This is a genomic window from Sagittula salina, assembly GCF_017813235.1.
In the GTDB taxonomy this organism is placed as follows: domain Bacteria; phylum Pseudomonadota; class Alphaproteobacteria; order Rhodobacterales; family Rhodobacteraceae; genus Sagittula; species Sagittula salina.
Window position 1 is genome coordinate 1 of record NZ_JAGISH010000013.1, and the last position, 23,269, is coordinate 23,269.

The following is a 23,269-nucleotide window of genomic DNA, read 5'->3' on the forward strand; positions in this document are numbered from 1 at the left end:
CCCCCCCCCCCGCCGGGGGCTCCGCCCCCGGACCCCCGCGGTATTTGGAAACCAAAGAAGATGGGACGCGCACGCCCGTTTCTTTGGTTCGCAAATACCGCGGGGAGCGCGAGGGGAGACCCCTCGCTGCGCTCCCGTCGTCTTCCGCCACGGCCGGGGGGTGTTTCACCCCAGTCTTTGCGCCACCGTTTCCAGCGTTTGCCGCATCAGGGCCGTGGCGGCCTCGCGGCTGCGGGCCTCGGCGTAGCAGCGGAATTCCGGCGCGTTGCCGGAGGGGCGCAGGTGGATCACATGGCCCTCCGCGAAGGTCAGGCGCAGACCGTCGGTCTCATTCAGATGCGTCTCTGTTTCGCCGAAAAACGCCTGCCGCGCCTTGGCTGAGGCCGACAGTTCCGCGAGGAGGGCGCGCGATTTTTCCGTTGCGATCCCCTGCAGGCGATCAGCCGCGGTGAAGCGTTGCGGCAGCGCATCGACCAGACCCGCGAGCGTCAGGCCCTTTGCCCGTGCCTCTGCCAGCGGCGCGATCATCGGCAGCAGGCAGTCGCGCGTCATCAGCGGCGCCAGCGGGCCATTCGGACCCTGCGCGGCAAAGCCCAGCAGGAAGCCGCCGTTCGCCTCGTAGCCAACGACCTTTACCTCCGGGTCCTGTGCAAGCGCGTCCTCCATCGCGGCGATCACGAAGGGAGAGCCGATCCGCGTAAGCGCCACCCGGTCAAAACCCATCTCTGAAACCATGGTATTCGAGGACACCGGCGTGCAGACCTCCCGCGCGCCAAGCGCCCGCGCCGTCAGGGCGCCAAGCACGTCGCCGGGCACAACCCGGCCCGCGTCATCGACCACCATAGGCCGGTCGGCATCGCCGTCGGTGGAGACCAGCACACCCAGCCCGTGCTCCGCGAACCAGCCGGCGAACAGCGCCTGCGTGTCGGGGTCCAGCGCTTCGGTATCGACGGGGATGAAAACCTCGGAGCGCGCGATCGGCACGGTGCGGGCGCCGAGGCCCTCGAAGACCGTGACCATCACGTCCCGCGCGACAGAGCTATGCTGGTAGACGCCGACGGTAAGACCGTCGAGCGCGCGGCCATAGGCGGAGGCATAGCGCGCGACGTAGTCGTCGAGCGCCTGTTTCGTCTCTGCCGCGCCCCGGCTGCCCTGCACGCGCTGACCGAGGGCCGCGTTTATGCGCGCCTCGTCATCCTTGGTGATCTCGCCCGTGGGCACGTAGAACTTCAGCCCGTTGCGGTCGGCGGGGATGTGGCTCCCGGTTACCATGATCGCCGCGCAACCCGCCTGCAGCGAGGACAGCGCCAGCGCGGGCGTTGGCAGCGCGCCGCAATCGACCGCCCGCATCCCTGCGTCCTGCACTGCATCCAGCACCCAGCCCGCGATCTGTGGCGAGGAGGGCCTCAGGTCGCGCCCGACATGCACCGCCCCGCCATGCGGGCAGGCCACGAGGAAGGCGGCGGTGTAATCGCGCACGAGATCCTCGGTCAGCTCCACCACCAGGCCGCGCAGGCCGCTCGTGCCGAATTTCGGTGCCATCGGTCTCTCCTTCGATCCGTGCCCGCGTCATGGCGAGGTGTTAACCATGTTCTACGCGGGGACAAGTGAAGGAAGGGTAACCCCTGCCCCTGCGCAGCGTTGGACAAGCTCCCGCCCGCCCGCTATTCACGGGCGACCATTGCATAGCCCCAGGCGTTTCATGTCCCGACCCTCTCCCGAACTCCCTGCCGCGCGGATTGCCCGCGAGGTGCTGGCCACCGAGGCTGCGGCGCTCACCCGGCTGGCCGAGGAACTGCCCGCAAGTTTCGAGCCAGTCGTTGCCATGCTGCTGTCGGTGCCGGGACGGATCATTGTCTCGGGCATGGGCAAGTCCGGCCATGTGGCGGCGAAAATGGCGGCGACCTTTGCCTCCACCGGATCACCGGCGCAATGCGTCCACCCCGGCGAGGCGAGCCACGGCGACCTCGGCATGATCACGCCGCAGGACGCGGTGATCCTGATCTCCAACTCGGGCGAGACGCGGGAACTGGCCGACATGATCGCCCATTGTGCGCGTTTCTCCGTGCCGCTGGTGGCGATGACCCGGCGGGCGGACAGCACCCTGGCCCAGGCGGCCGACCATGTGCTGCTGATGCCCGACGCGCCGGAGGCCTGCGCCATCGGCATGGCGCCCACCACATCGACCACCATGACCATGGCGCTTGGCGACGCGCTGGCGGTGGCGATGATGCGGCACCGTGGCTTCGACCGGTCGCATTTCGCGGCCTTCCACCCCGGCGGCACGCTGGGCGCGCAGCTGTTGCGCGTGGCGGCCGTGATGCACAAGGGCGGCGAGCTGCCCGTGGTCTCTGCCGATACGCCGATGTCCGAGGTGCTGCTGACCATGTCGCAGAAGGGGTTCGGCGTGGCCGCGCTGGTCGAGGGCGATCGCCTCGCGGGGATCATCACCGACGGTGACCTGCGGCGCAACATGGCGGGGCTGATGGACCACACCGCCGGTGAGGTCGCCACGCGCAATCCGATGACCACCACGCCCGACACGCTGCTGCTCGAGGCGCTGGGGCAGATGAACGCGCACAACCGCACCGTCCTGCTGGTCACCGAAGGCGATCGGCTGACCGGCCTCATCCACATCCACGACGCGCTGCGCGCAGGCGTTGCGTAATGCGGCGGGTTCACCCTGACGCCAGAGCAGCACTCATGCCTTCATGTATCCAAGAGGTAGGGCACCCGTAATGAAGACCGTCATCCTGATCCCGGCTCGCTATGCCTCCAGCCGCTACCCGGGCAAGCCGCTCGTCCCGCTCAAGGGCGCCACCGGCGCGGAAAAGAGCCTGATCCAGCGCAGCTGGGAGGCGGCGAAACAGGTGAAGGGCGCCGACGCGGTCTTTGTCCTGACCGACGACGATCGCATCCGCGAGGCCGCCGAAGGGTTTGGTGCGCAGGTCCTGATGACCTCCGACAGGGCGCGCAACGGCACGGAACGCTGCGCCGAAGGCGTGGCGCAACTGCCCGAGGCGCCGGAGGTGGTGGTGAACCTGCAAGGCGATGCGCCGCTGACCCCGCCATGGTTCGTGGAGGCGCTGATCGCCGCCATGAACAACCCGGAGGTCCAGATGGCCACGCCGGTGCTGAAATGCGACCACGAGACCCTGTCGAACTTCGTCTCGGACCGCCACGCGGGCCGTGTCGGCGGCACCACCGCCGTCATGCGCCGCGACAAAACGGCGATCTACTTCTCCAAGGAGGTGCTGCCCTATGTCGGCAACCTCGAAACCCCGCCGGAGGTCTGGCACCACGTCGGCGTCTACGCCTATCGCCCCGCCGCGCTGCAGGCCTACATGGGCTGGGACGAGGGTCCCGCCGAACGCGCCGAGGGGCTCGAACAGCTGCGCTTCCTTGAAAACGGCGCGCCGGTGACCTGCGTGCCGGTCGAGGCGCAGGGCCGCGTCTTCTGGGAGCTCAACAACCCCGTCGACGTCGCCCGCATCGAAAGCGTGCTGAAGAAGGAAGGCATCGCATGAAGACCGTCACCATTCCCGCCCCGAAGGGCGATGTCCTCATCGGCAACGACCGCCCCTTCGCGCTGATCGCGGGCCCCTGCCAGCTGGAAAGCCTCGACCATGCCCGCATGCTGGCCGAGCGGATCGCCGAAGCCGCCGAAGGCGCGGGCGTGCCCTGGATCTTCAAGGCGAGCTACGACAAGGCCAACCGCTCGTCGCTCGAGGGCAAGCGCGGGCTTGGCATGGACGAGGGGCTGAAGATCCTGCGCGCCATCCGCGAGGAATTCGGCGTGCCCGTTCTGACCGATGTGCATTCCGAAGCACAATGCGCCCCCGTGGCCGAGGTGGTCGACGTGCTGCAGATCCCCGCCTTCCTCTGCCGCCAGACCGACCTCTTGCTGGCGGCGGGCGAAACCGGGGCCGCGATCAACGTCAAGAAGGGCCAGTTCCTCGCGCCGCACGACATGGGCAATGTCGCGGACAAGATCGCCTCCACCGGCAACACCCGCATCATGCTCTGCGAGCGCGGCACGTCGTTTGGCTACAACATGCTGGTCAGCGACTTCCGCGCCCTGCCGATCATGGCCGAGACCGGCTACCCGGTGGTGATGGACGCCACCCATTCGGTGCAGATGCCGGGGGGCATGGGAAAATCCTCGGGCGGCAAGCGCGAATACGTCGAACCGCTGGCCCGCGCCGCGCTCGCTGTAGGGGCTGCGGCGGTCTTCATGGAAACCCACGAAGACCCCGACCGCGCGCCCTCCGACGGCCCGAACATGGTGCCGGTCGCGGACCTCGGCTGCATCCTGAAGGGCCTGAAGGCGATCGACGCGCTGACAAAGCACTGAGAGACGCCCCCCGTGATTGCAAGGTCATGTTGACAAAAGGCGGACGGACGTAATGTCTAGGAAGCCGAGGAAGCTCTCGGCGGTTTTGTCGTAGCGGGTTGCGACGCGGCGAACGTTCTTCAGCTTGTTGAAGCACCGCTCGACTAAGTTCCGCAAGGAATACAACGAAGACCGACCCCACAGCGCGATCGGATACAACGTCCCGATTGCCATGCATTATCCCAATGGCGTCACCAGCCCGTCATCGTGAAAAGAGCCGGGAAAATCCAGCGGCCGGCGGTCCAACGTTGGGGAGCAGGGCACCACAATCAAACCCGCAGACTCTCGTCATAAGCGAGGGACCAGCGGGGGGCAGGCCAAGCTCCGAACACATCTCGCGGACTTCATGGCTGCTTACAACTTCGCCCGAAGGCTCAAGACCCTCAGCGGGCTCACGCCCTACGAATACATCTGCAAAGTCTGGACTTCAGAGCCGGATTCATCCTCGACCCAATCTACCAGATGCCGGTACTGAACACCTAGTAAAAGTCAAACATGTCTACATTCACATCATCCAGGTGCCAGTTATTCAGAACGATGGTCACCCCCTGATCGGAAAAAACTACATTGCTGCCATATTGCGTGAAATGTTCTAGGGCGTCTGCATTGCTGGTATAATCGAAGCCTTCCAATGTTAGTTTGTCCCAAGGATCCAAGCCGTTAGTTTCGTACACACCTTCCTGTCCCGCGACGAAGACAAATTCATCCTCCACATAACCAGCTGACAACGTTCTGTCACCAGATTGAGATATGAGGGAGTGACCCTTATCCCGAGCATTCAAATACGCTACCAAGTCGTCGATGGAGCCAAGTACATATTCCGGCGTGTATATGAAGCCTTCCACCAAACCACTACGACTTTCTCCTGCTGTAAGTCGGGCGGTCCATGCATCTAGACCAGACTGCAAAGGGGGCCTGCCAAGGGCATTCTCAAAAATAAGGGTTATGAAATCTGGATTCGTACTATCACCATAGATGTCAGAAAACTCGGGAGAAGCGATTACCTGCGCGATCACTTCCGACAATGAGTGTCCCTCAGCGAGAGTTGCAGACAAGCGTTCAAGTGCATCAACACTTGGTTCTCGTCCCAGTACGGCGCCAAAAATTCGATAGATCTCGCCGCTCCAATCGGCTGAATTTGAATTCAGGGAAAATTCCTCTCGAGACATACCTTCTTGGAATATATACTCAGACGTCTCTGAGATGGAGACTATCACCTCGGCTCGAGATACACCGTGAGTTAACTGGGCGGTCCAGGCCGACAGCCCAGATGGGGCTGGATCCCGAGAAAATATATTACGGAATAGATGAGTGATAAAGTCCTCGTTCGATAGATCAGCATAAGAATTCTGAAATTCCTGACTTTCAGTGAATACCTTTGCCACCTCACTATCGCTAAGATTCTCGAACTTATCCGATATAGTGCGATTCAGCATTGACTCAAAAATTTTCAATACTCCACTTTTATCGGATCCATCGAGACTCTCCTGCGAGGAAATTTCATTTTCAATGGGAGAGTCGGTCACGCTAGGAGAGCTTTTGGATTCACCCGATTTGTTGATTTCTTTTGAGAAAATTCCGCCAGACGCGGAAATAAGGCTTTCGCCTTTGTAATTGAGGTCGGAAATCTTTTCCAATAAGTCGTGATCTTTTATTCCATCAAATAAAAAAACGTAACTGCTTGCAGTGCCTCTTCCTTCATTTCCTGTCACAACGTTCCCCTCAACCAGTAATTCACCTGCCTCTCTAACGGTTGCTTTAATTCGACCCTGGCCTTCACCAAAGTCGGCGTAGACGGATTCAATAGAATCAATTGTATTACCAAGGATGCGAACGTCTTCGCCGCTTGTTTCTATTCCCCTATTGGCCCCATCGATATAGTTTCCTGAAATCTCCCCGTCACCAATTAGCCGTATGGCATAGTTTTTTAAGTCAGCATTTATCCTATTCCCCCTTATAGAAAACCCTTCCCCACCCTCGAGCTCCACAATAGACGCATCAATGCCGATTGCGTCTGAAACTGATGTTGCCCCAATAGTTTTCAGGTCGTTACCCTCAAAAATAACGCCGTCAGCAATTCCCCTGAGTTTCGCGAATGCGAAATTACCTTGCCCAACGTCGGCATCAAATGATATGGAGTTATTGCTGACATTAACATTGGACATAATCACAATGCCAGATCCTTTGGGGTTGTCGTCCCCAAGATAAAGGGCAGGCGATCTAAAGTTGCTACTATACGCATAGTTGTCGGAAACTTTGATGTCAGATATGTATAATTGCTCCTCATCCGTTGCGTTATCTGGAGACTTAACGACACATGATATTGCATAGGCCCTTGTATCGTAAAACTCATTTTCCGTCGCCGTGATACGAAATGAAGACAGTGATGCTCCAGCAAGTTTTGCTTGGCAGTTGAAGTGCGTATTCGATGTGTATATTAAGTCGTTTATTCCCCTCGCGGCAATTGAGCTTATTGTCCAATCACCTGCGGTTTCGAAATTACTATCATAAAAATTATTATTTTGCACTAGAATGTTGTGTGAGAGCCCGCTCGCCTCTTGAAAACTTTTGGTTTTGCCATTAGTAGTATCTAGGAAATTCAAGGCTACTGCGTAGTCTCCAAGACCGCCCTGAAGGCGGTCTCCTTCAGATAAAGGGGATCCATCCTTATGGATGGATACTGTGTTGATGTCAAACTTGAGGCCTTCGACCCTTATATCGCTCGCCTCTCCTTTCGTCCAGCTGAACATATGACGTAATGATGCAGATCCGGATTCTCCCGAGTTCGCCAAGCCAGCATCATTTCCTCGTTGGTATGTCGCATCCTCCCCAACGCCAATAAGACTGACAGAAGCCCTTCCTTCAATTCCTGCGACTTGAACAACCCCTCCGGGGTGAACAATTACCCCCCCCCCGTTTGCATCCGCCCTGTCAATCAAGGTTTGAACCTTGTTGGATTCGTTTGTGCTCCCCGTTAAATCAATTCCCAAGGCGGTAAGGCTATATTCTCGATTATCATTCGGAAGAATTTGAATCTTTATTCCCGATGAGGTTATTGAGTCGTAGTCGGATGAATCAGGGTCCACGACCTTATATGAGTTACCGTCCTTTGTGGTTCTTATTACGATATCTCCAGTTTCGTTTCGCTCCCCTATCTGATCCACGGCTCCTCGGAAATTCATCAAATCGTTGTAAGTTTCCAGGGGCGTCTTGTCGCTGGCAACCTCGCATGTTGGTATGTATAACTTCGGCAAGCCCGTTACTCCAAGGATATTATATTTTCCGCCGTATTATATTTTTAAATGTCGACAAGGCGGGGTCTATAACTTGTTCTGATTTTGGAGTTTGAGAATATATTTTCATTATTTTTTCCGAATGAGCCGGACGATGTAAGTGATGTTGCTCAAGCGGGATCAGATTGGCAGCGTGCAGTGCGGCGTTGTTGCAGATCTCAGGTTTGAGCCGCAACTGCGCCTTTCCCCACTAAGTCATGCCACGCGAACGTTCTTGGCGGTGCCGAGGACTGAGAAGCGGTTCATGAGGGCGATACGAATGTGGACTTCGGCTGTCTGGCGGAGCTCTGTTGCACAAAACCCGTGAGGGATTCATCTCGTGAATCCAGCATGGTAGCTGGGATGCATGAGGAGACCCATACCCACGACCTACAAGACCAGGAACTGGCCGACCTACAATGAAGCGCTCAAGCGCCGGGGCTCGCTGACGATCTGGTTCGACCCCGAGATGAGCTGGGAGTCCGCGCCGACAGGCAGGCGTGGCCGCCAACAGACCTACAGCGACGCCGCCATTCAGACGTGCCTGTCGATGAAGGTTCTGTTCGGCATGGCTCTCCGGCAGACGACCGGGTTCGTCGAGAGCCTGTTGGGGCTGGTCGGGCTCGACTGGAAAGTACCGGATTTCAGCACGCTGTCCCGTCGCCAGAAGACACTCGCGGTGAACATTCCGTATCGTGGGTCCAAGGGGCCACTGCACCTGCTGATCGATAGCGCAGGGATCAAGGTCGAGGGCGAAGGCGAGTGGCACGCCCGCAAGCATGGCGGCCCGAAACGGCGTGTCTGGCGCAAGCTCCACCTCGGCATCGACGAAGAAACACTTTAGGTCCGCGCCGTCGAGATCACCGGGAGCCACATCGGCGATGCACCGGTCTTGTCCGATCTGCTCAGCCAGATCTCCGCAGATGAAGAGATCGCCAGCGTTACGGCAGATGGCGCCTATGATACCCGCAAGTGCCACGATGCCATCGCGGATCGCGGCGCGCACGCTGTCATCCCGCCACGGAAGAATGCCAGGCCGTGGCAGACCGTCACCGCCGGTGCATCCGCGCGGAATGAAATCCTACGAACCTCGAAATACCTCGGCCGAGCCTTTTGGCGAAGATGGAGCGGATACCACCGCCGGAGCCGAGTCGAGACGAAGATGCATTGTGTGAAGCTGCTGGGGCAGCGCCTCATGGCACGGGACTTCAACCGCCAGGCTGCCGAGATTCAGGTCCGCATCGCAGTCCTCAACGGCTACACAGCGCTCGGCATCCCCGTCACGGAAGCTGTGGGATAAGTCCGTCCGGGGAAAGGGGAACCTTGGCCATCACCCAATTTGTGCAACAGAGCCGTCTGGCGGTCGGGGTCTCTTGCCGCGATGCGTTCTGCGAAAGACTTCAGGTAGCGCCTCCTTGCTTCGACGCGGCTGCGGAGATGATAGCCAGCCCAGCTTTTCCAGAATGCTCTTCCATGGTATCGCGTCGCCCGGAGGATGTTGTTGTGGGCCACAGCTGCCGGACCATTCTCTTTCCAGAGTCGCCCGTTCTTGCGGATCGGGATGTTCGCCGTGGCTTAGCGCTCGATGATCGCGGCATGACAGCGCCGCGTGTCATGGGCACCATCGGCGGTCACGGTACCGATCGGCTTTTCCTCGGGGATCTGGCCAAGCAGCTCCGGAAGGACCGGGCTGCCGCCGTCACGTTTGGGAGTGAACTCTACGGCGCGGATATCGGACTTGGCCGGGTCCATGGCCAAGTGGATCTTCCGCCATTGACGGTGCTCCCTGAACCCCATGCTTGCGGGTCGCCTTTTGCCATCACTCAGGAACTTAATGCCGGTGCTATCTACTGGCCGGCAGTGCATCACGAAATGATGTCGCGAGAGGGAACGAGCGCGGATCGGACAAGGCGACTTGACCTGCCCCTGCTGGTCTCTCACTCAAACGAGTGTCTGTAGGTTGGATTTGGGCATTCTGGTTTCCCGTCTGGCGCGAGCGGCCCGCGCGGAGTGAATAGCTCCATGGTTCGTGGACGCATTGTAAGGGAAGTCAGCTACGCTACAGTTCAATCACGTGGACAATCTCGGCTATCGGTGTGATGGGATTACCGTATTCGAGTTCGACCACGTCCCGTGAACGATTGTCCGCCCCCCCCAAGCTTGCGGAAGATTCCAAAGCCCCGTTAACGTCCGGTGAGCGGAGCGTATACCATCCCACGGCGGCCTTGGTCTGGCTGCCCGGCGGACTTTGCCCTAGGGAAAAGGGGAGGAGGGCCGCCGCGTTGGCGCCACATTGTCACGGAACGGATTTCACACCATGCGTCTGCTGCTCACTGGCAACACCAGCTTCAAGATCGCGAATTTTCGCTCCGGGCTCATTCGCGCCCTGCAGCAGGAGGGCCACCGGCTGAGCGTGCTGGCGCCGCGCGACGCGCATACCCCCGCGCTCGAGGCGATGGGCTGCAGCTTCCTGCCGCTGAAGATGGACCGCAATGGCACCGATCCCAAGGCGGAATGGGCGCTGCTGCGGGCGGTCGACCGGGCACTCGGGGCCGAGTTGCCCGACGCGGTGTTCAGCTACACCATCAAGAATAACATCTACACCGGGTTGGCCTGCCGCCGCCGCGGCATTCCCTTCGCGCCCAACGTCACCGGGCTGGGGCCCGCCTTCAACGACGAGGGCATGCTGAACCGGGTGATCCGCGGGCTCTACCGCGGGGCCTTCGCCCGGGCCCCGCGGGTGTTTTTCCAGAACAGTGATGATCGGGCGCTCTTCGTCTCCGCCGGGCTGGTGCCGGAGGCGCGCACCCGGCTGCTGCCCGGATCCGGCGTAGATCTAGAGCGCTTCCCCGCCGCGCCGCTGCCGCCGGAGGACGCTGGGCTGCGCTGCCTGCTGGTGGCGCGAATGCTGCGCGACAAGGGGGTGGCGCTCTTCGCCGAGGCGGCGCGGATGCTGCGCGACAGTCACCCGCAGCTGCGCTTCGCGCTGCTCGGGCCGATCGACGCCGACAGCCGCAGCGGGGTGCCGCGCACCGAGATCGACGCCTGGGTGGCGGAGGGGCTCGTCGACTACCTCGGCAGCACCGACGACGTGCGCCCCTACCTGCGCCGGGCGCATTGCGTCGTGCTGCCCTCCTACTACCGGGAAGGCACGCCCCGCTCTCTGCTCGAGGCCGCCGCCGCCGCCCGACCGCTGATCACCACCGACATGCCGGGCTGCCGCGACTTGGTGCGGGAGGGGCGCAACGGCTTTCTAGTGCCACCGCGCGACGCCCGCGGGCTGGCCGCGGCGCTGGCCCGCTTCGCCGAGGCGCCGCGCGCCGCGCGGGAAGCGATGGGCCGCGCCAGCCGCGCCCTAGTTGAGGCGGAATATGACGAGCGCATCGTGATCGACGCCTACCGGGATCTGCTGGCCGAGGTCGGCTCCTTCGCCCCGGCCGCCCGCACCGGCTGAGCCGGCTGAGCCGGCTCAGTTCCCGATCCGGGCTTCCAGGAGGGCGCGCTCCTCGGGGCTCGGCGTCAGCCGCTCGCCGGCGCTGGAGGGCTTGCCGAAGAAGACATCCTTCAGCCCCGCCTTCTTGGCGAGGTTGACCAGCTCGTAACCGCCCATGGCTCGCAGCGTGTTGGCGGCGAGGGAGCCGGCCCGGGCCAGCAGGAAGGAGGACGGCACGCCGGCAGCATTGGCGGTCTCCAAGTCTTGCGGTGACTGCCGCGGCGGCAACTCAAGGGCAGCGCAGAGCCGGCCGAGGTAGCCCGCCGGGTCGTCGCGCAAGTCCTCGAGCCCGAGCACGGTGATGGGCGCCTCCGGCAGCGCCGCCCGCCAGCGCGCTAGCATCTCGTCGTAGCGGCTCGCTGCCACGATGCCCGGGAAACGCTTGATTGCCTCGGCCAGCGGCGCCGTGGTGTAGCCCTTGCGGCGCATGTGCTGGTAGTGCGACCACGCCCGCGCCACCGGGTCGCGCCGGGTCACCACCAGCGGCACCGGCCCGAGGCTGGCGCGCAGCCGCTCCGGCGCTCCGGGATCGTGGAACAGGCTCGGAGCAACCTCGAGTACGCTGGCGTGCCGGGCCGGATCGAAATGGGCGAAATGCCGGGCGTACCAGGTATCGCCGCGACGATGGTAGCGGTCGAAGTAGAAGGTTTCCTTGACCCCTGCAGGCAAGCAGACGTCGCCGCGCCAGGCTAGGTACTCGTGGATCCAAGAGGTGCCCGCTTTCATCGGACCGACGACCATGGCGCGGGGCAGGACGGGAACGCTAGTCATTCCGCGGCCTCCCGAGGGGCGGACGCCCGGGCGGCCGCGGCGAAACGGCGCCAAAAGCGGTCGCGGCGCTCGGCCAGCAGGTCGGAGCGGAAGCAGCAGGCTACCTCCCAGTTGCGCCGTGCCCGGTCGCGCCGCCAAGCGGCGTTGTCCAGTCGGCGCTGCAGCAGCTCCGCCAGCGCCGCGGCGTCGCCCGGCGCCATCAGGTCCTCCTGCGGCAGCAGCTCGGGGATGCCGGCCACGCTGGAGGCGATGGCCGGGCAACCGCGGCTCATCGCCTCTACCAAGGCGCGCGGCAGCCCCTCCTTCAGTGAGGGCTGTAGGTAGATGTCGATCTCGTCGAGCCAGCGAAACACCGCCTCGCCGGCGGGCAGGGTGCCATCGAAGCGGACCCGCTCGCCCAGACCCGCGGCCCGCGCCGCCTCCTGCCAGGGGACGGGGTCGCCGCCGCCGAGGATGTGCAGCTGCCATTCCGGGAGCGCGTCGCCGCAAGCGGCGAGCGCCTCGATTAACGACTGGATACCCTTGAAGCGGCCGCGCAGCGTGCCGATCAGTCCTAGCCGCAGCGGCGCCGCGCTCGCTCGTTCCTCCGCCTGCGCGTGGCGCTGTTCGCGGATCAACCGGCGCACCAGCACTTCCTCATCGACGCTCTCGAGGATCACGTCCGAGACCCCGGTGGTGTTGACCGCACTGCTGGGGTAGCGGTCCTGCAGGAAGTTCCGGGTGACGTAGATGGCATGATCGCTGGCGGCGACGGCGCGCTGCATCCGTCGCATCGCCAGCGGCGCGTAGAGCCGCCCGGCGAGGCTGCCGTAGTTGCTCATCCCGTCGTAGGGGCAGCCGACCACCTCCACCGCCCAGGGCTTGCAGGCGGCGCGCGCCTCGGCCACCGCCAGCAGGCCGATCTCGCTGGGCAGCCGGGCGATCACCGCGTCGCAGTCGGCGACCAGCGCGCGCATCCGTTCCCGCGCCGGGCCGCGCGCGCGCAGCATGCCACGCAGGCTGGAGAGGTTCGGCAGCAGCGCGAAGTCGACGTCGGGTGCCGAGGAGCGCTCCAGCATGGCGGTGCCGCGGCCCTCCGGCATGGCGCCGCGGCGGCCGACCACGGTCACCGCCTCGAAATGCGCCAAGTAGCGCGTCCAGAGCGCCGCCTCAAACTGCTGCTCGGACCAGACCGCGCCCTCGGCCGGGATGAAGCGGTGATCGTGGGCAAAGAGCACGCGGCCCGCCCGGATTGGAGCCGCGAAGGCGGCCTCGTTAGCCATCGAAGTCATACCCGAACCTCTTGATCTCGGCCGCGTAAACCCGCCCCACCAAGGCCGCGTCGGAGTCGGTGTAATACCTGCGGAAGTCCTCGGTCCGGCCGTGCAGCAGGTGCGGCAGGGCGGTGCTGCGGCCGAAGCGTGCGGCGAGCCCGGCGAAATCCTCGCCCAGCGACTCGAAGCGGCCGATCACGTCGACTCCGGGGGTGCCTCTGCGGTCGGTCAGCCAGAAGGTCTGCGGCTTCAGCATGCCGCGGCCGGCGTGCTGCGCGAGGAACTCCGAGAACCCGGTTTTCGGCGTCACCCCGTGGCGGGCACGGTGCCGCGGATCGCGCAGCACGTTACGGTACCAGGACACCGCGCGCGACCAGGGATTGCGCACGAAGGCGACCTTGAGGAAGTGCGCGTAGTCCTCGGGCGAGACCCGCGGCCCGGGCTTTCCGCTGCGGGTGAGGCGGGCCGCCTCGCGCAGGTAGGGCAGGGTCCGCGAGGGCGGCGCCAGCCAGGAGGTGATCGGCCGCCGCGGGTCGATCGCCCAGAGCGAACGGTGGTCGTGGGCATGCACCGTGACCGTGCCGTCCATCTCGACCAGCGCGTTTTCCACGCTGGTCCCCCCGGTCTTGGGGATATGCACGAAGATGCATTGCAGCTCGGGGTAGATCATGTCGCCAGGTTCCTCCGAGCGGCGGGCATGGGCACGGGGTTGCGCAGGCGGGTGATCCCCAGCAGCACGAAGATCAGCACCGAGGTCTGCAGCATGTTGACGATCTGGAAGGTGGCCGGGCTGGTGAACTGGAACATCAGCACCAGCAGAAGCAGCTGGCGGACCGGGTGACGCGAGCGCTCGGCGTACCAGTCGCTCAGCACGCGCACGAAGCCGCCGTAGAGCAGGTAGACCAGCATCACTCCCATGATGTTGAAGTTCCAGTAGGCCTCTGCCACGCCGCCGGGCGGGATGCCGCCACCGGTATAGCCCTCCATCGTGTCGAGTCCGCGGTAGATCAACGCGGCGGTGTGCGGCCCGGCGCCACGCGGCTTGTCCTTCCATATCGCGCGCGGTACCCAAAAGCCGAGCGCGGCGACATAGGTCTTGCCCCAGAGATGGCCGACCTGCTGCGGCACCGCAACGAAGACCGCCATCGAGGCGTCGCGGTCGCGCCCCTCGAGCTCTTCCTCCGCCTTATCCCGGGCCTCCACCAAGTCGAAGTTGACCAGGCTGGAGAAATCGACTTGGCCATCGCTGCCACTGCGCCGGATCTCGCCCAGTACCCCGACCAGTAGCAGCGCTGTCACGCCCAGCAGGATGGCGCGGACAGCGGGCACCTTGCGGGTGACCATCATCCAGGCCGCCAGCAGCGTGGCGATCGGCACGAACATGCCCGAACGGCTACCGGTGACGATGAACTGGAAGACGCAGGAGAGGAGGAAGACCCCGAGGAACACCGGGTTGCGCAGCGCCTGCGGCCGGTAGAGGTACCACAGGATCAGCATCACCGGTAGGAAGTCGTTCACCACTAGGAAGGGGCCGGCGAACTCGCGGAAGGCGAAGCGCCCGGAGGCGAAGGAGGCCATGTGGCGCAGGATGCCACCCTGCTGGTCGAGGAAGTAGACCACCACGACGAAGCACAGCCCGAAGAAGGCGGCGTAGAGCCCGCCGTGCAGCCGGATCTCGCGCCGGCGGTCCTGGCGCAGCCGGATCGGCAGCCGCGAGGCGGCGAAACCGCCGTAGAGGCAGATCACCGACAAAACGGTCAGCGCCGCGCCGCGGAACTGGGCGCGGTAGAGCACCTCCTGCGGCATCCCGGTATAGAGCTCGTGGGTGATCTCGCGGAAGCCGGCGAACCAGCCCAACAGCGGCGCCAGCAGGGTTTCCGGGCTCTGCAGCGTGGTCAGCAGTACCGAGACCAGGGCCGGCAGCACCAGCGGGTGCAGCCAGCCCATGCGGGCGCCGAAGAACCGCGTCGAAACCATCGGCGCCAGCAGCAGGCCCTGGGTCAGGATCTTACAGGCGATGGTCAGAAGCTGGTGGGCGGTGGCGACGTCATGTTCCGCGGTTAGCTGCGCGCAGAGCGGCAGGATGCGCCAGCCGACGAAGTAGATCACGATCGCCAGCCGCGCCGCCGGGCTGATGGTGATGAAGGGGTTCTCCGCCCGTAACGCGCGCAGCGCCTCCACCGGGCCGGATCGCGGTGTCCTGCTTGCCGTGGCCTCGCTCATGCCGCCCGCTCCCCGCTCCAGGCCCCGAGATCGAGCCCGGTGAGGGCGGCGAGACGGGCGTTATCCGCGCGGTAGCCCTCGCGCAGCCGCTCAAAGGCGGCGCGGTCGCGGGCGGCGCGCTGCGCCGGCGCCGCCCGGCCCTGCACCGCCATGTAGGCCGCCTTCAGCCCACGCTTCAGCCCGCCCGGCACCGGCAGCGCGGCGTTCAGCCGGCGGGCGGCGCGCTGCAGGCCAGGCGAGCGCACCGCCTCGGTGCGGTTGCGCGCCGAGAGCGCGCCCGGTTCCAGCGCCAGCGGCTCCAGCCCGAGCCAATCCACCACCTCACGCAGGGTCCCTTCCGGGTCGCTGCGCATGGTCTCGAACAGTAGCGGCAGCACCCGGTCGCGGCCCAAGGTCTCGATCCAGGGCGCCAGCCAAGTGGCGTAGCGGCTGTACTCGGGGTCGCGGGCCAGCACATAGGCGCTGGCTGGGTGCTGCACCATGCCGGTCAGCGGTGCACCGGCCTGCACCGCCGCGAGGTAGTCGGCAAAGCCGACCCGGGCCGGAATTCGGCCGAGGTTGTTCTGGGTGTAGGAGAACGAGCTCAGCACCCGCGCCGCCGGTTCGCGCAGGATCACCACCACGCGCAGGTCGGGCCATTGCACCGCGGCCTGCAGAGCTGTCCGCTGGAATAGTGTATGGGTCGTCGCTTCCATGCGCACAGGCGCCCGGCACACTGCGTCGTATTCTGCCGCGAAGGCCGCCAGCCCGTCGTCGTGGATGTTGGGATGCCCGAGCAGCGGATTCTCCCGGTCCATCAGGATGAAGGTTTCCTTGCGTCTGCTGCCGGCGATCCCGGGATGCGCCGCCAGCCAGTTGAACAGCGAGCTGGTGCCGCATTTCGGTGCGCCGAGGAGGAGAAAGTTCGGCCGCAGCATGGTCTCAGGCCTCTATATAGCTGCGGAACGCTTGGGCGTAGGCGGCGCCGATTGCCTCGGCGCCGAAGTCCTGCGCCCGCCGCGCGCCGGCCACGCCGATGCGCTGCCGCAGCGCCGGGTCGTCGACCAGCCGCTGCAGCGTCGCCGCCAGCGCCGCCGGGTCGTCCGGGGGCACCAGCAGGCCGGTCTCGCCGCCGGTTAGGATCTCGCCGGGCCCGTGGGGACAGTCGGTCGAGACCACCGGGGTGGCCACCGACATCGCCTCCACTAGGACGTTACCGAATCCCTCCCAGAGCGATGAGAGTACAAAGACGTCGGCGCGCCGCATGTGGCTAATCGGGTCGCGCCGGAAGCCGAGAAAGGCGACCCGGTCGGCAATACCGAGCCGGCGGCACTGCGCCTCCAGCGTTTCCTTCAGTTCGCCGTCGCCGAGGATCTCCAGCCGCACCCGTTCCGCCGGGGCGAGCCGGGCGAAGGCCTCGAGGAGGGTGGGGTAGTCCTTCTGCCGGGTCAGCCGGCCGCAGGCTAGAAGGGTCACGGTTCCACCCGGCTCAGGACGCGGCGCCGCCTGCGCCGCCGCGATCTGCGCCGGCAGCGGGTAGCCGACGTTGTGGATCACCTGTATGCCCGGCGCGATTTGCGGCACCAGGCGGGCAATTTCCCCGGCCACCCCGTGCGACAGCGCGATCACGCCGTCGGCGCGTGGGAACATGCGCTTGAGCAGCCGTAGCTCGATACGGTCGCGCAGCCGGCGGCTCTGCTCGTGCGAGACGCTGAGCGAGTTCTGGATCGACAGCACCACCCGCGGCTTGTAGCGGGCGCGGCGCAGCCCGTCGAGCGCCGCCAGCGCCGGCGCCACCATCACCGGGCAGAGCACGTCGGGACGGCGGGCGTCGAGCAGCCGGGCCAGCGGGCCTCGCGCCCGCAGCAGCCGCAGCAGCGAGGAATTCACCCGGCCGGTGTCCAACACCACGACTTCGACCCCCTCGGGCAGGAACTCCTCGTAGCCGCCGGGGCCGCGTCCCACGGCATAGACGGGGCGCACGCCCGCCGCCAGCAGGCCCGGCGCGAGACGCACCGCATTCATCTCTGCACCGCCCCCCCCGAGCCGGGGCAAGAAGAAGAGGACTTCGGGCATCTTTTCGGCACTCACCAAGGCACTCCTTCGAGTCTTTTCAGGTTTTTTCTCCGCCTGCAGAATAGAGGGTGCGCCAGCGTTCGGCCAGCGTGCCGAGCGAGAAAAGGCGTTCCGCTGCCGCGCGCCCGGTGCTGCCCGCGCGGGCGCACGCCTCCGGATCCGCCGCCAGATCCTGCAGCGCCGCCGCCATCCCCGCCGCATCGCCCTGCTGCACCACCCGGCCGGCGCCAGTCTCCTCCAGCATCTCCCGGGCCGAGCAGACCTCGGTGGAGACCACCGGCACGCCGCAGGCCATCGCCTCGATCATGCAGCGTGCCAGGCCCTCGCGCACCGAGGGCACCACCACGATGTCGAAGGCCGCGGTCCATTCCGCGACCCGGTCGCTGAAGCCGTGGAAGCGCACGTGCCCGCCGATCCCGGCGCGCTCGACCGCGGCGGCGCAGGCGCGGGCGTAGCCGTTACCCACCGGGTCGAAGTCGCCCAGCAGGTGGATGCGGATGCGGGGCTGTGCCGCCACCAGGCCGGGCGCCACCTCCGAGAGGAACTCGAGCTGGCCTTTCTTGGCGAAGACCCCGGCGACGATGCCCACGGAAAGCTCGTCCGGCGAAAGCCCCAGCTCCGTCTTCAGCGCGGCGCGGTCCGGCGCCGGGCGGAAGCGCTCGAGGTCGACGAGACTGTTCACCGTGGTCAGCTTGCCGGCGGCCTCGGGCAGCGCGGCGGAGACCATCGCGGCCATGTCACGCGACAGCGTGACGATGCCCGTCGCCTGCCGCGCCAACCGCCGCCACTGCGGGCCGTAGGCCTCGCCGGGGCACTTGGTGTCGCGGATCGTGTGCAACAGCGGCAGGCCGCTGTTCCGGGCCACCGGCATCAGGGCCTGAGCGGCGCGGATGTCGTTGGAATGCAGCACCGAGACCGGCGCGGGGCCGCTGCCGCGCGCCAGCGCACGCAGTCGCAACGACCACAGGCCGAGTTGCAGCGCGCGCAGCGGTCGCGGCCGGGTATCCGAGAGGGGTTGCACGATGACCCGCGCCCCGCCGGCACGCCAGCGGGCGGTGCGCGCGGTCTCGCGGTTGGTCAGCAGGGTCCAGTCGCATTCCCCGGCCAGCGCCTCGAAGATCTGCGTCGCGCTTTCCATGCCGCCGTTGGAGCCGCGTCCGGTCTGATAGGCGGCAAAGAGAACGTGCGGTCGGTAGGGGGTGGGAAGGTCACGCGGCATGGTCATGCCCTGCACCGGAAAGCAGCGATCACTCGCGGCGAAACATGCATGACAAGACCTTTTTTCAACCAATTGCCATGTTGATGCCGAAAGCCCCGCCGAAGGTCAAGGTGGGGACTCGGAGCGGGCCCACGCTTTACTTCCGCCAGAAGTGCCAATAAACCCGTGATTACTGTCGCGACGCGAGAGGCAACGCGTCGAATCGAACGCTCCTGCACGAGGATCAGGCGCCGCTTTTCTTCACCCCATTCCATTTTTCCGGTTGTCCATGGTCCCCTTTCACAGGCCGTTCCTTCCTGCCCGTCCCACCGTCCTGACGGCGCCCGTGTCGCACAGGACCGCGCCATGATCATGCGGGCCGGCCTCTGGGTTTTCGCCGGCAAGCTGGGCGCCCAGGTCACCCGTCTGGTGCTGGTGATCATCCTAGCCCGGCTGCTCAGCCCCGAGGCCTTCGGCGTGGTCGCGGCGGTGCAGGTCATTGTCGCCCTTTCAGAGGTGGTGGTACGTTTCGGAGTCGGCGCGGCGCTGATCCAGAGCGAGCGGCTGACCCGACGGATCGAGGGCACCGCGATGACGCTGATGCTGCTGCTCGCCGGGATGATCTGTCTGGTGATCTTCGCCGCCCGCGGCCTGCTGGCGGACTGGATGAACATCCCCGAACTCGTCGAGGTGCTGCCGGTCACTTTGCTGTCCTTCGTGATCGCCGCAGCAACCAACCCCGCCACCAACCTGATCGCCCGGGAGATGGACTACCGCTTTCTGGCCGGGATCGAGGTGGCGACCTACGCGCTGGGATACGGGCTGGTGGCGGCGGTGCTGGCCTGGCAGGGCTACTCCTACTGGTCGATGATCATCGGCACCCTGGTCCAGAACCTGCTGCGCGCGATCCTGATCTTCCGGCGCCGCCCGGTGCGGCCGGTACTCGTCATCGACCGCACCGAGGCCGCCGGGCTGATCCGCTTCGGCGGCGGCGTTTTCCTGACGCAGATGATGTCCACCCTGGCGCGCCGGGGCGACAATGCCATCGTCTCCTCGATGTTCGGGGCCGCTGCCTTGGGCTACTACAGCCGGGCCTACGCGCTGATGGACATGACCAACGCGTTGCTCGGCTCGGTCTTCCGCGAGGTGCTGTTCTCGGGCTTCTCCAAGAAGCGCCGCGAAAGCGGCACCGAGGGCATCGGCGAGGCCTTCCTGATGGCGCATGCCTTCGCCGCGCTGGTCATCCTGCCGATCTCGGCGGCGATGTACCTGCTGGCTGACGAGGTGGTGCTGATCCTGCTGGGCCGGAAATGGCAGGAGGTGGTGCCGCTGCTCGAGGTGCTTTCGCTGGGGATGTACTTCCGGCTGGCCTACAAGGTGTCGGGCGCCTTCAACATGGCCTCGGGCCGGGTCTATGGCAACGCCGCGCGCAACCTAGCCTATGTCGTCGAGGTGGTGGCCTTTGGATACCTCGGCGGCAGCATCGCCGGGGTCGAGGGCGTGGCCTGGGGGGTGCTGACGGCCCTCGGGTGCCACTTCGTCACCATGACACATTACGCGCTGGGGCCCTGTGGGCTGCGCTGGCCCGCGCTGCTGCGGGCGCTGGCGCCCTTCGTGCTGGCCGCCGGGGCGGGCACGCTGGCGGCCATGGGCGCCCTGAGTCTGCTGCGCGGCAGTCTGCCCGAGACTGCAACCGCCGTGCTGGCGTCACTTGCGGGCCTGCTGCCCTACCTCGCGGTGCTGTTCCTGCTGCGCCGCCAGCCGGTACTGGCCCGCGTGCTGCGCCGCTTCGTCAACCTCGTCACGAAGCTGCGCGGCGGCAGGAACGGCGGCGGCAAGAAAAAGGGCAATCTTGCACCGGGGGGCAGAAACTCCAAGATGGAAAGGCCCTTCCCCTCCGATCCCGAATCTCCGCCTTCGGATACAACCAGCAGAAAGGACGAGCCGTGACCCTCACCCTACGATCGTTGACCCGAAGACTGAGGAAAAAGGTCCTGCGGCAGATGGCCCCCCAGCGCCTTTTCAGCGGGCACATCCTCGTCAACCCGGTGCATCGCGTGCTGTACTTGGCGATCCCGAAATGCGCCAATTCCTCGCTCAAGTCGGCCTTCATCGACAACCTCGACGTCCCTGTTCCCTCCGAATTGATCGCTGCCATCCCGCCCGAACGGTTGGCCTTCAGCCCGCTTCAGGACGCTGCGGTGAAGGACTGGATGGCGCAGCGACAGCGGCTGGTCGATCGCAACGCGGTCCTGCCGGGCTATGCGGACTACCGCCGCATTGCCGTGCTGCGCGATCCGCTGGCCCGCGTACGCTCCTGCTGGAAAGACAAGATCGCCCCCGAGCCGGTTACCGACAGCCGCTTCGTCGAGGGCCGCACCAAGGGCTTTCTGAAATTCGGTGACCTGTTCTACGCCGGGATGAGCTTCGAATCCTTCCTCGAAGCCGTCGCACAGGTGCCCGACAGCGAGGCCAACCCCCATTTTCGCAGCCAGGCGGACTTTCTGCACGACGATGCCGGCAACCGTCTGGCCGAGACCTTTTTCTTCGTGGAGACCCTGAACGCCGGCATCGCCGCTGCCGACCCCGAGATCCGCGCCTGCTTCGCGGGCCTCGGACAGAAGAATATCAAGTCCGGGGGCTCCCCCGCACCGGAGATCTCCGGCAAGGCGCGGGCCATCCTGCGGGGTCGCTACGCGAAGGACTACGCCATGCTGGCCTCGCTCGGCACCCCCTTGCCCTTCGACCTGACCTGAATCGGACGGTTCCCCGCTTCGAGGAGATGCGCGTGAATATCCTCTACGCCAGCAATTCCGACTTCGCGTCGCGCCAGGCCAACGCCATCCAGGTGATGAACATGAGCCGGGCCTTCGCCCGCCAGGGCCATCCAGTGGTGCTCTCCGGGTTCGGCCCCGCCCTGGCTTCCGACGGCGGGTTGACCCTTCAGCTGCTGCGCTGGCCCTGGCAAAGGCTACGGCTTCGGATGCTGCTGTGGCACACCCGGCGCCAAGTTGTGCGCCATCGCCCTGATCTGGTCTTCACGCGGCACGCCCTTCTGGCGCGGCAGGCGCGCAGCCTCGGGGTGCCGGTGGCTCTGGAACTGCACAGCCTGCCAAGGCCGGACAGCACCGCCAGCGGCGTGCTGCGCAGCCTGCTGAACGACCCCGGCATACGGCGGGTGGTGACGATCTCGCGCGGGCTGGCTGACGACCTGAAGGCGCAATATGCCGTCGAGGCAGCCCGGGTGGTGGTGGCCCACGACGGCGCCGAGGCCGGACCGAAGCCGCGCGCTGCCGGCGCGCAGGCCGGCGCGCTGCGCGCCGGCTACTTCGGCCACCTCTACCCCGGCAAGGGCATGGAGATGATCGCCGCCCTCGCCCCGGCGGTCCCCGAGACCCGGTTCGAGGTCTACGGCGGCACCGAAGACGACATCGCGCGCTGGCGCAGCCAGACCGCCGGGCTGCCGAACCTGACGCTGCACGGCCACATTCCGCACGCCGAGGTCGCCGCCCGCCAGGCGGAATGCGACATCCTGCTTGCACCCTACGCGCAGCAGGTCAGCCATTCCGGCGGCGGCGACATCTCGCGCTGGATGTCGCCGCTGAAGCTGTTCGAGTACATGGCCGCGGGCCGGCCGGTGGTGACCTCCGATATGGCGGTCCTGCGCGAGATCCTGACCCACGGCGAAACCGCCATCCTCTGCCCTCCCGACGATGTCGGGGCATGGGCCGCCGGCCTGCGCCGGCTTGCCGGTGACGCCCCGCTGCGAGAGCGGCTCGGCGCGGCGGGGCGGGACCTTCTGGAACGGGAATACACCTGGGACCGGCGGGCCGAGCGAGTCCTCGAGGGACTCGGGCCTGACCGGTCCGCCGCCACCGCTTGCCGCGACAGCGCGCCCTGACATACCCTGCGGGTGATCCCGCGCGCCGGGCGGCGCGGGTGCCGCAACACGAGGAGCCATCGCCTTGAAACGCATCTTCGCCGTCGGCCCCAACAAATGCGGCACGAACAGCATCAACCAGTTCCTCGAGGCCAACGGCATCCCGGCGATGCACTGGGACAAGGGCCGGCTGGCCCGCCGTATCGTCTCCAATGCCTCGGCCGGCATAGACCCGCTGCGCGGTTACGAAGACTATCGCGGCTTCACCGACATCTTCAGCGTCTCCGAGGAACTTTACCTGAGCCCTGTGCTGATCTTCGACATCCTGCGCCGTGCCTACCCCGACGATATCTACGTGCTGAACCTGCGGTCCTTCGAGAACTGGCACCGCTCGCGCGACAACCACCGCAAGGGCAGCCCGCGGCCGACGATCACCGCGCGGCTGGAGGCGCTATTCGGCAGCGACTACGACGCGCGCACCGAGTACGAGGCCTTCGCCCGCCTGAAGCAGAATCCCCCAGCCCGCTTCCATGTGCTGGATCTGGAGCAGGAGGACGCCTTCGAGACGCTGGCGGTGTTCCTCGAGGCACAGGGCTTCGAGATCTGCGAGCGCGCACCCCGGCATGCCAACCGCACCGCCGACCTCCCCCGTCCCGGACGGCTGGGCCGCGTGCTGAACCGCCTCCGGCGCGGGTTCCGGCGCGCCTGATCTTCCGGACTGCTTGCTTGGA

General features: G+C 65.4%; 17 protein-coding genes and 4 pseudogenes. 10 read left to right on the forward strand and 11 right to left on the reverse strand.

Annotation, left to right across the window (positions count from 1 at the left end):
• Positions 1–165: 165 nt before the first annotated feature.
• Positions 166–1,542 (reverse strand): phosphomannomutase, encoded by a 1,377-nt coding sequence (locus J5474_RS18425; protein ID WP_209362847.1) that lies wholly within the window; start codon positions 1,540–1,542, stop codon positions 166–168.
• Between the two features lie 160 nt (positions 1,543–1,702).
• Here J5474_RS18425 and J5474_RS18430 point away from each other — a divergent pair, with 160 nt between their 5' ends.
• The 3 genes from J5474_RS18430 to kdsA all read left to right on the forward strand — a co-directional run bounded on the left by J5474_RS18430 (position 1,703) and on the right by kdsA (position 4,354).
• Entirely contained in the window at positions 1,703–2,668 is a 966-nt protein-coding gene (locus tag J5474_RS18430; protein WP_209362848.1) for a KpsF/GutQ family sugar-phosphate isomerase, read from the forward strand.
• A 70-nt stretch (positions 2,669–2,738) separates the two neighbouring features.
• Positions 2,739–3,527: a 3-deoxy-manno-octulosonate cytidylyltransferase gene (locus tag J5474_RS18435; RefSeq protein ID WP_209362850.1), complete on the forward strand. Its 789-nt coding sequence runs from the start codon at positions 2,739–2,741 to the stop codon at positions 3,525–3,527.
• A complete protein-coding gene (gene kdsA, locus J5474_RS18440; RefSeq protein WP_209362853.1) occupies positions 3,524–4,354 on the forward strand; it encodes a 3-deoxy-8-phosphooctulonate synthase in 831 nt (276 codons plus the stop codon). Before J5474_RS18435 ends, kdsA begins: the two co-directional genes overlap by 4 nt.
• A 24-nt stretch (positions 4,355–4,378) precedes the next feature.
• On the opposite strand, the pseudogene J5474_RS18445 reads toward kdsA, so the two are convergent.
• Positions 4,379–4,522: pseudogene (locus J5474_RS18445) on the reverse strand (IS5/IS1182 family transposase); the annotation flags it as partial.
• Positions 4,523–4,712: 190 nt separating this feature from the next.
• Here J5474_RS18445 and J5474_RS18450 point away from each other — a divergent pair.
• Positions 4,713–4,832 (forward strand): annotated as a pseudogene (locus J5474_RS18450) (IS481 family transposase); the annotation flags it as partial.
• A gap of 40 nt (positions 4,833–4,872) precedes the next feature.
• On the opposite strand, the gene J5474_RS18455 reads toward J5474_RS18450, so the two are convergent.
• Positions 4,873–7,647 carry a DUF4214 domain-containing protein gene (locus J5474_RS18455; RefSeq protein ID WP_209362855.1) on the reverse strand — a complete coding sequence of 925 codons (2,775 nt, stop codon included), beginning with the start codon at positions 7,645–7,647 and terminating at the stop codon, positions 4,873–4,875.
• A gap of 385 nt (positions 7,648–8,032) precedes the next feature.
• On the opposite strand from J5474_RS18455, the pseudogene J5474_RS18460 reads away from it, so the two are divergent.
• Positions 8,033–8,965, forward strand: a pseudogene (locus J5474_RS18460) (IS5 family transposase).
• 41 nt (positions 8,966–9,006) lie between these two features.
• Here J5474_RS18460 and J5474_RS18465 read toward each other — a convergent pair.
• A pseudogene (locus tag J5474_RS18465) lies at positions 9,007–9,516 on the reverse strand (IS5 family transposase); the annotation flags it as partial.
• A 466-nt stretch (positions 9,517–9,982) separates the two neighbouring features.
• Between J5474_RS18465 and J5474_RS18470 the strand changes: the two are divergent.
• The gene (locus J5474_RS18470; RefSeq protein WP_209362857.1) at positions 9,983–11,119 is read left to right on the forward strand and encodes a glycosyltransferase family 4 protein; all 1,137 of its coding nucleotides are present in this window, start codon (positions 9,983–9,985) and stop codon (positions 11,117–11,119) included.
• A gap of 15 nt (positions 11,120–11,134) precedes the next feature.
• On the opposite strand, the gene J5474_RS18475 is transcribed toward J5474_RS18470, so the two are convergent.
• The 7 genes from J5474_RS18475 to J5474_RS18505 are packed head-to-tail and all read right to left on the reverse strand — an operon-like array spanning position 11,135 to position 18,679.
• Complete coding sequence (locus tag J5474_RS18475) at positions 11,135–11,929, reverse strand: sulfotransferase family protein (protein WP_209362859.1); 795 nt, start codon at positions 11,927–11,929, stop codon at positions 11,135–11,137.
• The gene (locus tag J5474_RS18480; RefSeq protein ID WP_245216575.1) at positions 11,926–13,200 is read right to left on the reverse strand and encodes a glycosyltransferase family 4 protein; all 1,275 of its coding nucleotides are present in this window, start codon (positions 13,198–13,200) and stop codon (positions 11,926–11,928) included. The genes J5474_RS18475 and J5474_RS18480 overlap by 4 nt, the downstream gene beginning before the upstream one ends.
• Positions 13,184–13,852, reverse strand: coding sequence for a sulfotransferase family 2 domain-containing protein (locus tag J5474_RS18485; RefSeq protein WP_209362862.1), 669 nt, complete (start codon positions 13,850–13,852; stop codon positions 13,184–13,186). Before J5474_RS18485 ends, J5474_RS18480 begins: the two co-directional genes overlap by 17 nt.
• On the reverse strand, positions 13,849–15,405 hold the full coding sequence (locus tag J5474_RS18490) for an O-antigen polymerase (RefSeq protein ID WP_209362863.1): 1,557 nt from the start codon (positions 15,403–15,405) through the stop codon (positions 13,849–13,851). The genes J5474_RS18485 and J5474_RS18490 overlap by 4 nt, the downstream gene beginning before the upstream one ends.
• On the reverse strand, positions 15,402–16,322 hold the full coding sequence (locus J5474_RS18495; protein WP_209362864.1) for a sulfotransferase family protein: 921 nt from the start codon (positions 16,320–16,322) through the stop codon (positions 15,402–15,404). The genes J5474_RS18490 and J5474_RS18495 overlap by 4 nt, the downstream gene beginning before the upstream one ends.
• Before the next feature lie 4 nt (positions 16,323–16,326).
• The gene (locus J5474_RS18500; protein WP_342454066.1) at positions 16,327–17,475 is read right to left on the reverse strand and encodes a glycosyltransferase; all 1,149 of its coding nucleotides are present in this window, start codon (positions 17,473–17,475) and stop codon (positions 16,327–16,329) included.
• A 22-nt stretch (positions 17,476–17,497) separates the two neighbouring features.
• Positions 17,498–18,679, reverse strand: coding sequence for a glycosyltransferase family 4 protein (locus J5474_RS18505; protein WP_209362866.1), 1,182 nt, complete (start codon positions 18,677–18,679; stop codon positions 17,498–17,500).
• Positions 18,680–19,024: 345 nt separating this feature from the next.
• Here J5474_RS18505 and J5474_RS18510 point away from each other — a divergent pair, with 345 nt between their 5' ends.
• From J5474_RS18510 to J5474_RS18525, 4 genes are all read left to right on the forward strand, one after another.
• The gene (locus J5474_RS18510; RefSeq protein ID WP_209362867.1) at positions 19,025–20,608 is read left to right on the forward strand and encodes a lipopolysaccharide biosynthesis protein; all 1,584 of its coding nucleotides are present in this window, start codon (positions 19,025–19,027) and stop codon (positions 20,606–20,608) included.
• Complete coding sequence (locus J5474_RS18515; RefSeq protein WP_209362868.1) at positions 20,605–21,414, forward strand: sulfotransferase family 2 domain-containing protein; 810 nt, start codon at positions 20,605–20,607, stop codon at positions 21,412–21,414. Before J5474_RS18510 ends, J5474_RS18515 begins: the two co-directional genes overlap by 4 nt.
• A gap of 32 nt (positions 21,415–21,446) precedes the next feature.
• Positions 21,447–22,559: a glycosyltransferase family 4 protein gene (locus tag J5474_RS18520; protein WP_209362869.1), complete on the forward strand. Its 1,113-nt coding sequence runs from the start codon at positions 21,447–21,449 to the stop codon at positions 22,557–22,559.
• 64 nt (positions 22,560–22,623) lie between these two features.
• Complete coding sequence (locus J5474_RS18525) at positions 22,624–23,247, forward strand: sulfotransferase (protein ID WP_209362872.1); 624 nt, start codon at positions 22,624–22,626, stop codon at positions 23,245–23,247.
• Positions 23,248–23,269 lie beyond the last annotated feature (22 nt).

Excerpts from the sequence above, each read along its gene's own strand:
- J5474_RS18495 (WP_209362864.1), bottom strand. The coding sequence starts at position 16,322 with ATGCTGCGGCCGAACTTTCTCCTCCTCGGCGCACCGAAATGCGGCACC.
- J5474_RS18490 (WP_209362863.1), bottom strand. The coding sequence starts at position 15,405 with ATGAGCGAGGCCACGGCAAGCAGGACACCGCGATCCGGCCCGGTGGAG.
- J5474_RS18435 (WP_209362850.1), top strand. The coding sequence starts at position 2,739 with ATGAAGACCGTCATCCTGATCCCGGCTCGCTATGCCTCCAGCCGCTAC.
- kdsA (WP_209362853.1), top strand. The coding sequence starts at position 3,524 with ATGAAGACCGTCACCATTCCCGCCCCGAAGGGCGATGTCCTCATCGGC.
- J5474_RS18470 (WP_209362857.1), top strand. The coding sequence starts at position 9,983 with ATGCGTCTGCTGCTCACTGGCAACACCAGCTTCAAGATCGCGAATTTT.
- J5474_RS18510 (WP_209362867.1), top strand. The coding sequence starts at position 19,025 with ATGATCATGCGGGCCGGCCTCTGGGTTTTCGCCGGCAAGCTGGGCGCC.
- J5474_RS18425 (WP_209362847.1), bottom strand. The coding sequence starts at position 1,542 with ATGGCACCGAAATTCGGCACGAGCGGCCTGCGCGGCCTGGTGGTGGAG.
- J5474_RS18430 (WP_209362848.1), top strand. The coding sequence starts at position 1,703 with ATGTCCCGACCCTCTCCCGAACTCCCTGCCGCGCGGATTGCCCGCGAG.
- J5474_RS18480 (WP_245216575.1), bottom strand. The coding sequence starts at position 13,200 with ATGACTTCGATGGCTAACGAGGCCGCCTTCGCGGCTCCAATCCGGGCG.
- J5474_RS18475 (WP_209362859.1), bottom strand. The coding sequence starts at position 11,929 with ATGACTAGCGTTCCCGTCCTGCCCCGCGCCATGGTCGTCGGTCCGATG.
- J5474_RS18485 (WP_209362862.1), bottom strand. The coding sequence starts at position 13,852 with ATGATCTACCCCGAGCTGCAATGCATCTTCGTGCATATCCCCAAGACC.
- J5474_RS18505 (WP_209362866.1), bottom strand. The coding sequence starts at position 18,679 with ATGCCGCGTGACCTTCCCACCCCCTACCGACCGCACGTTCTCTTTGCC.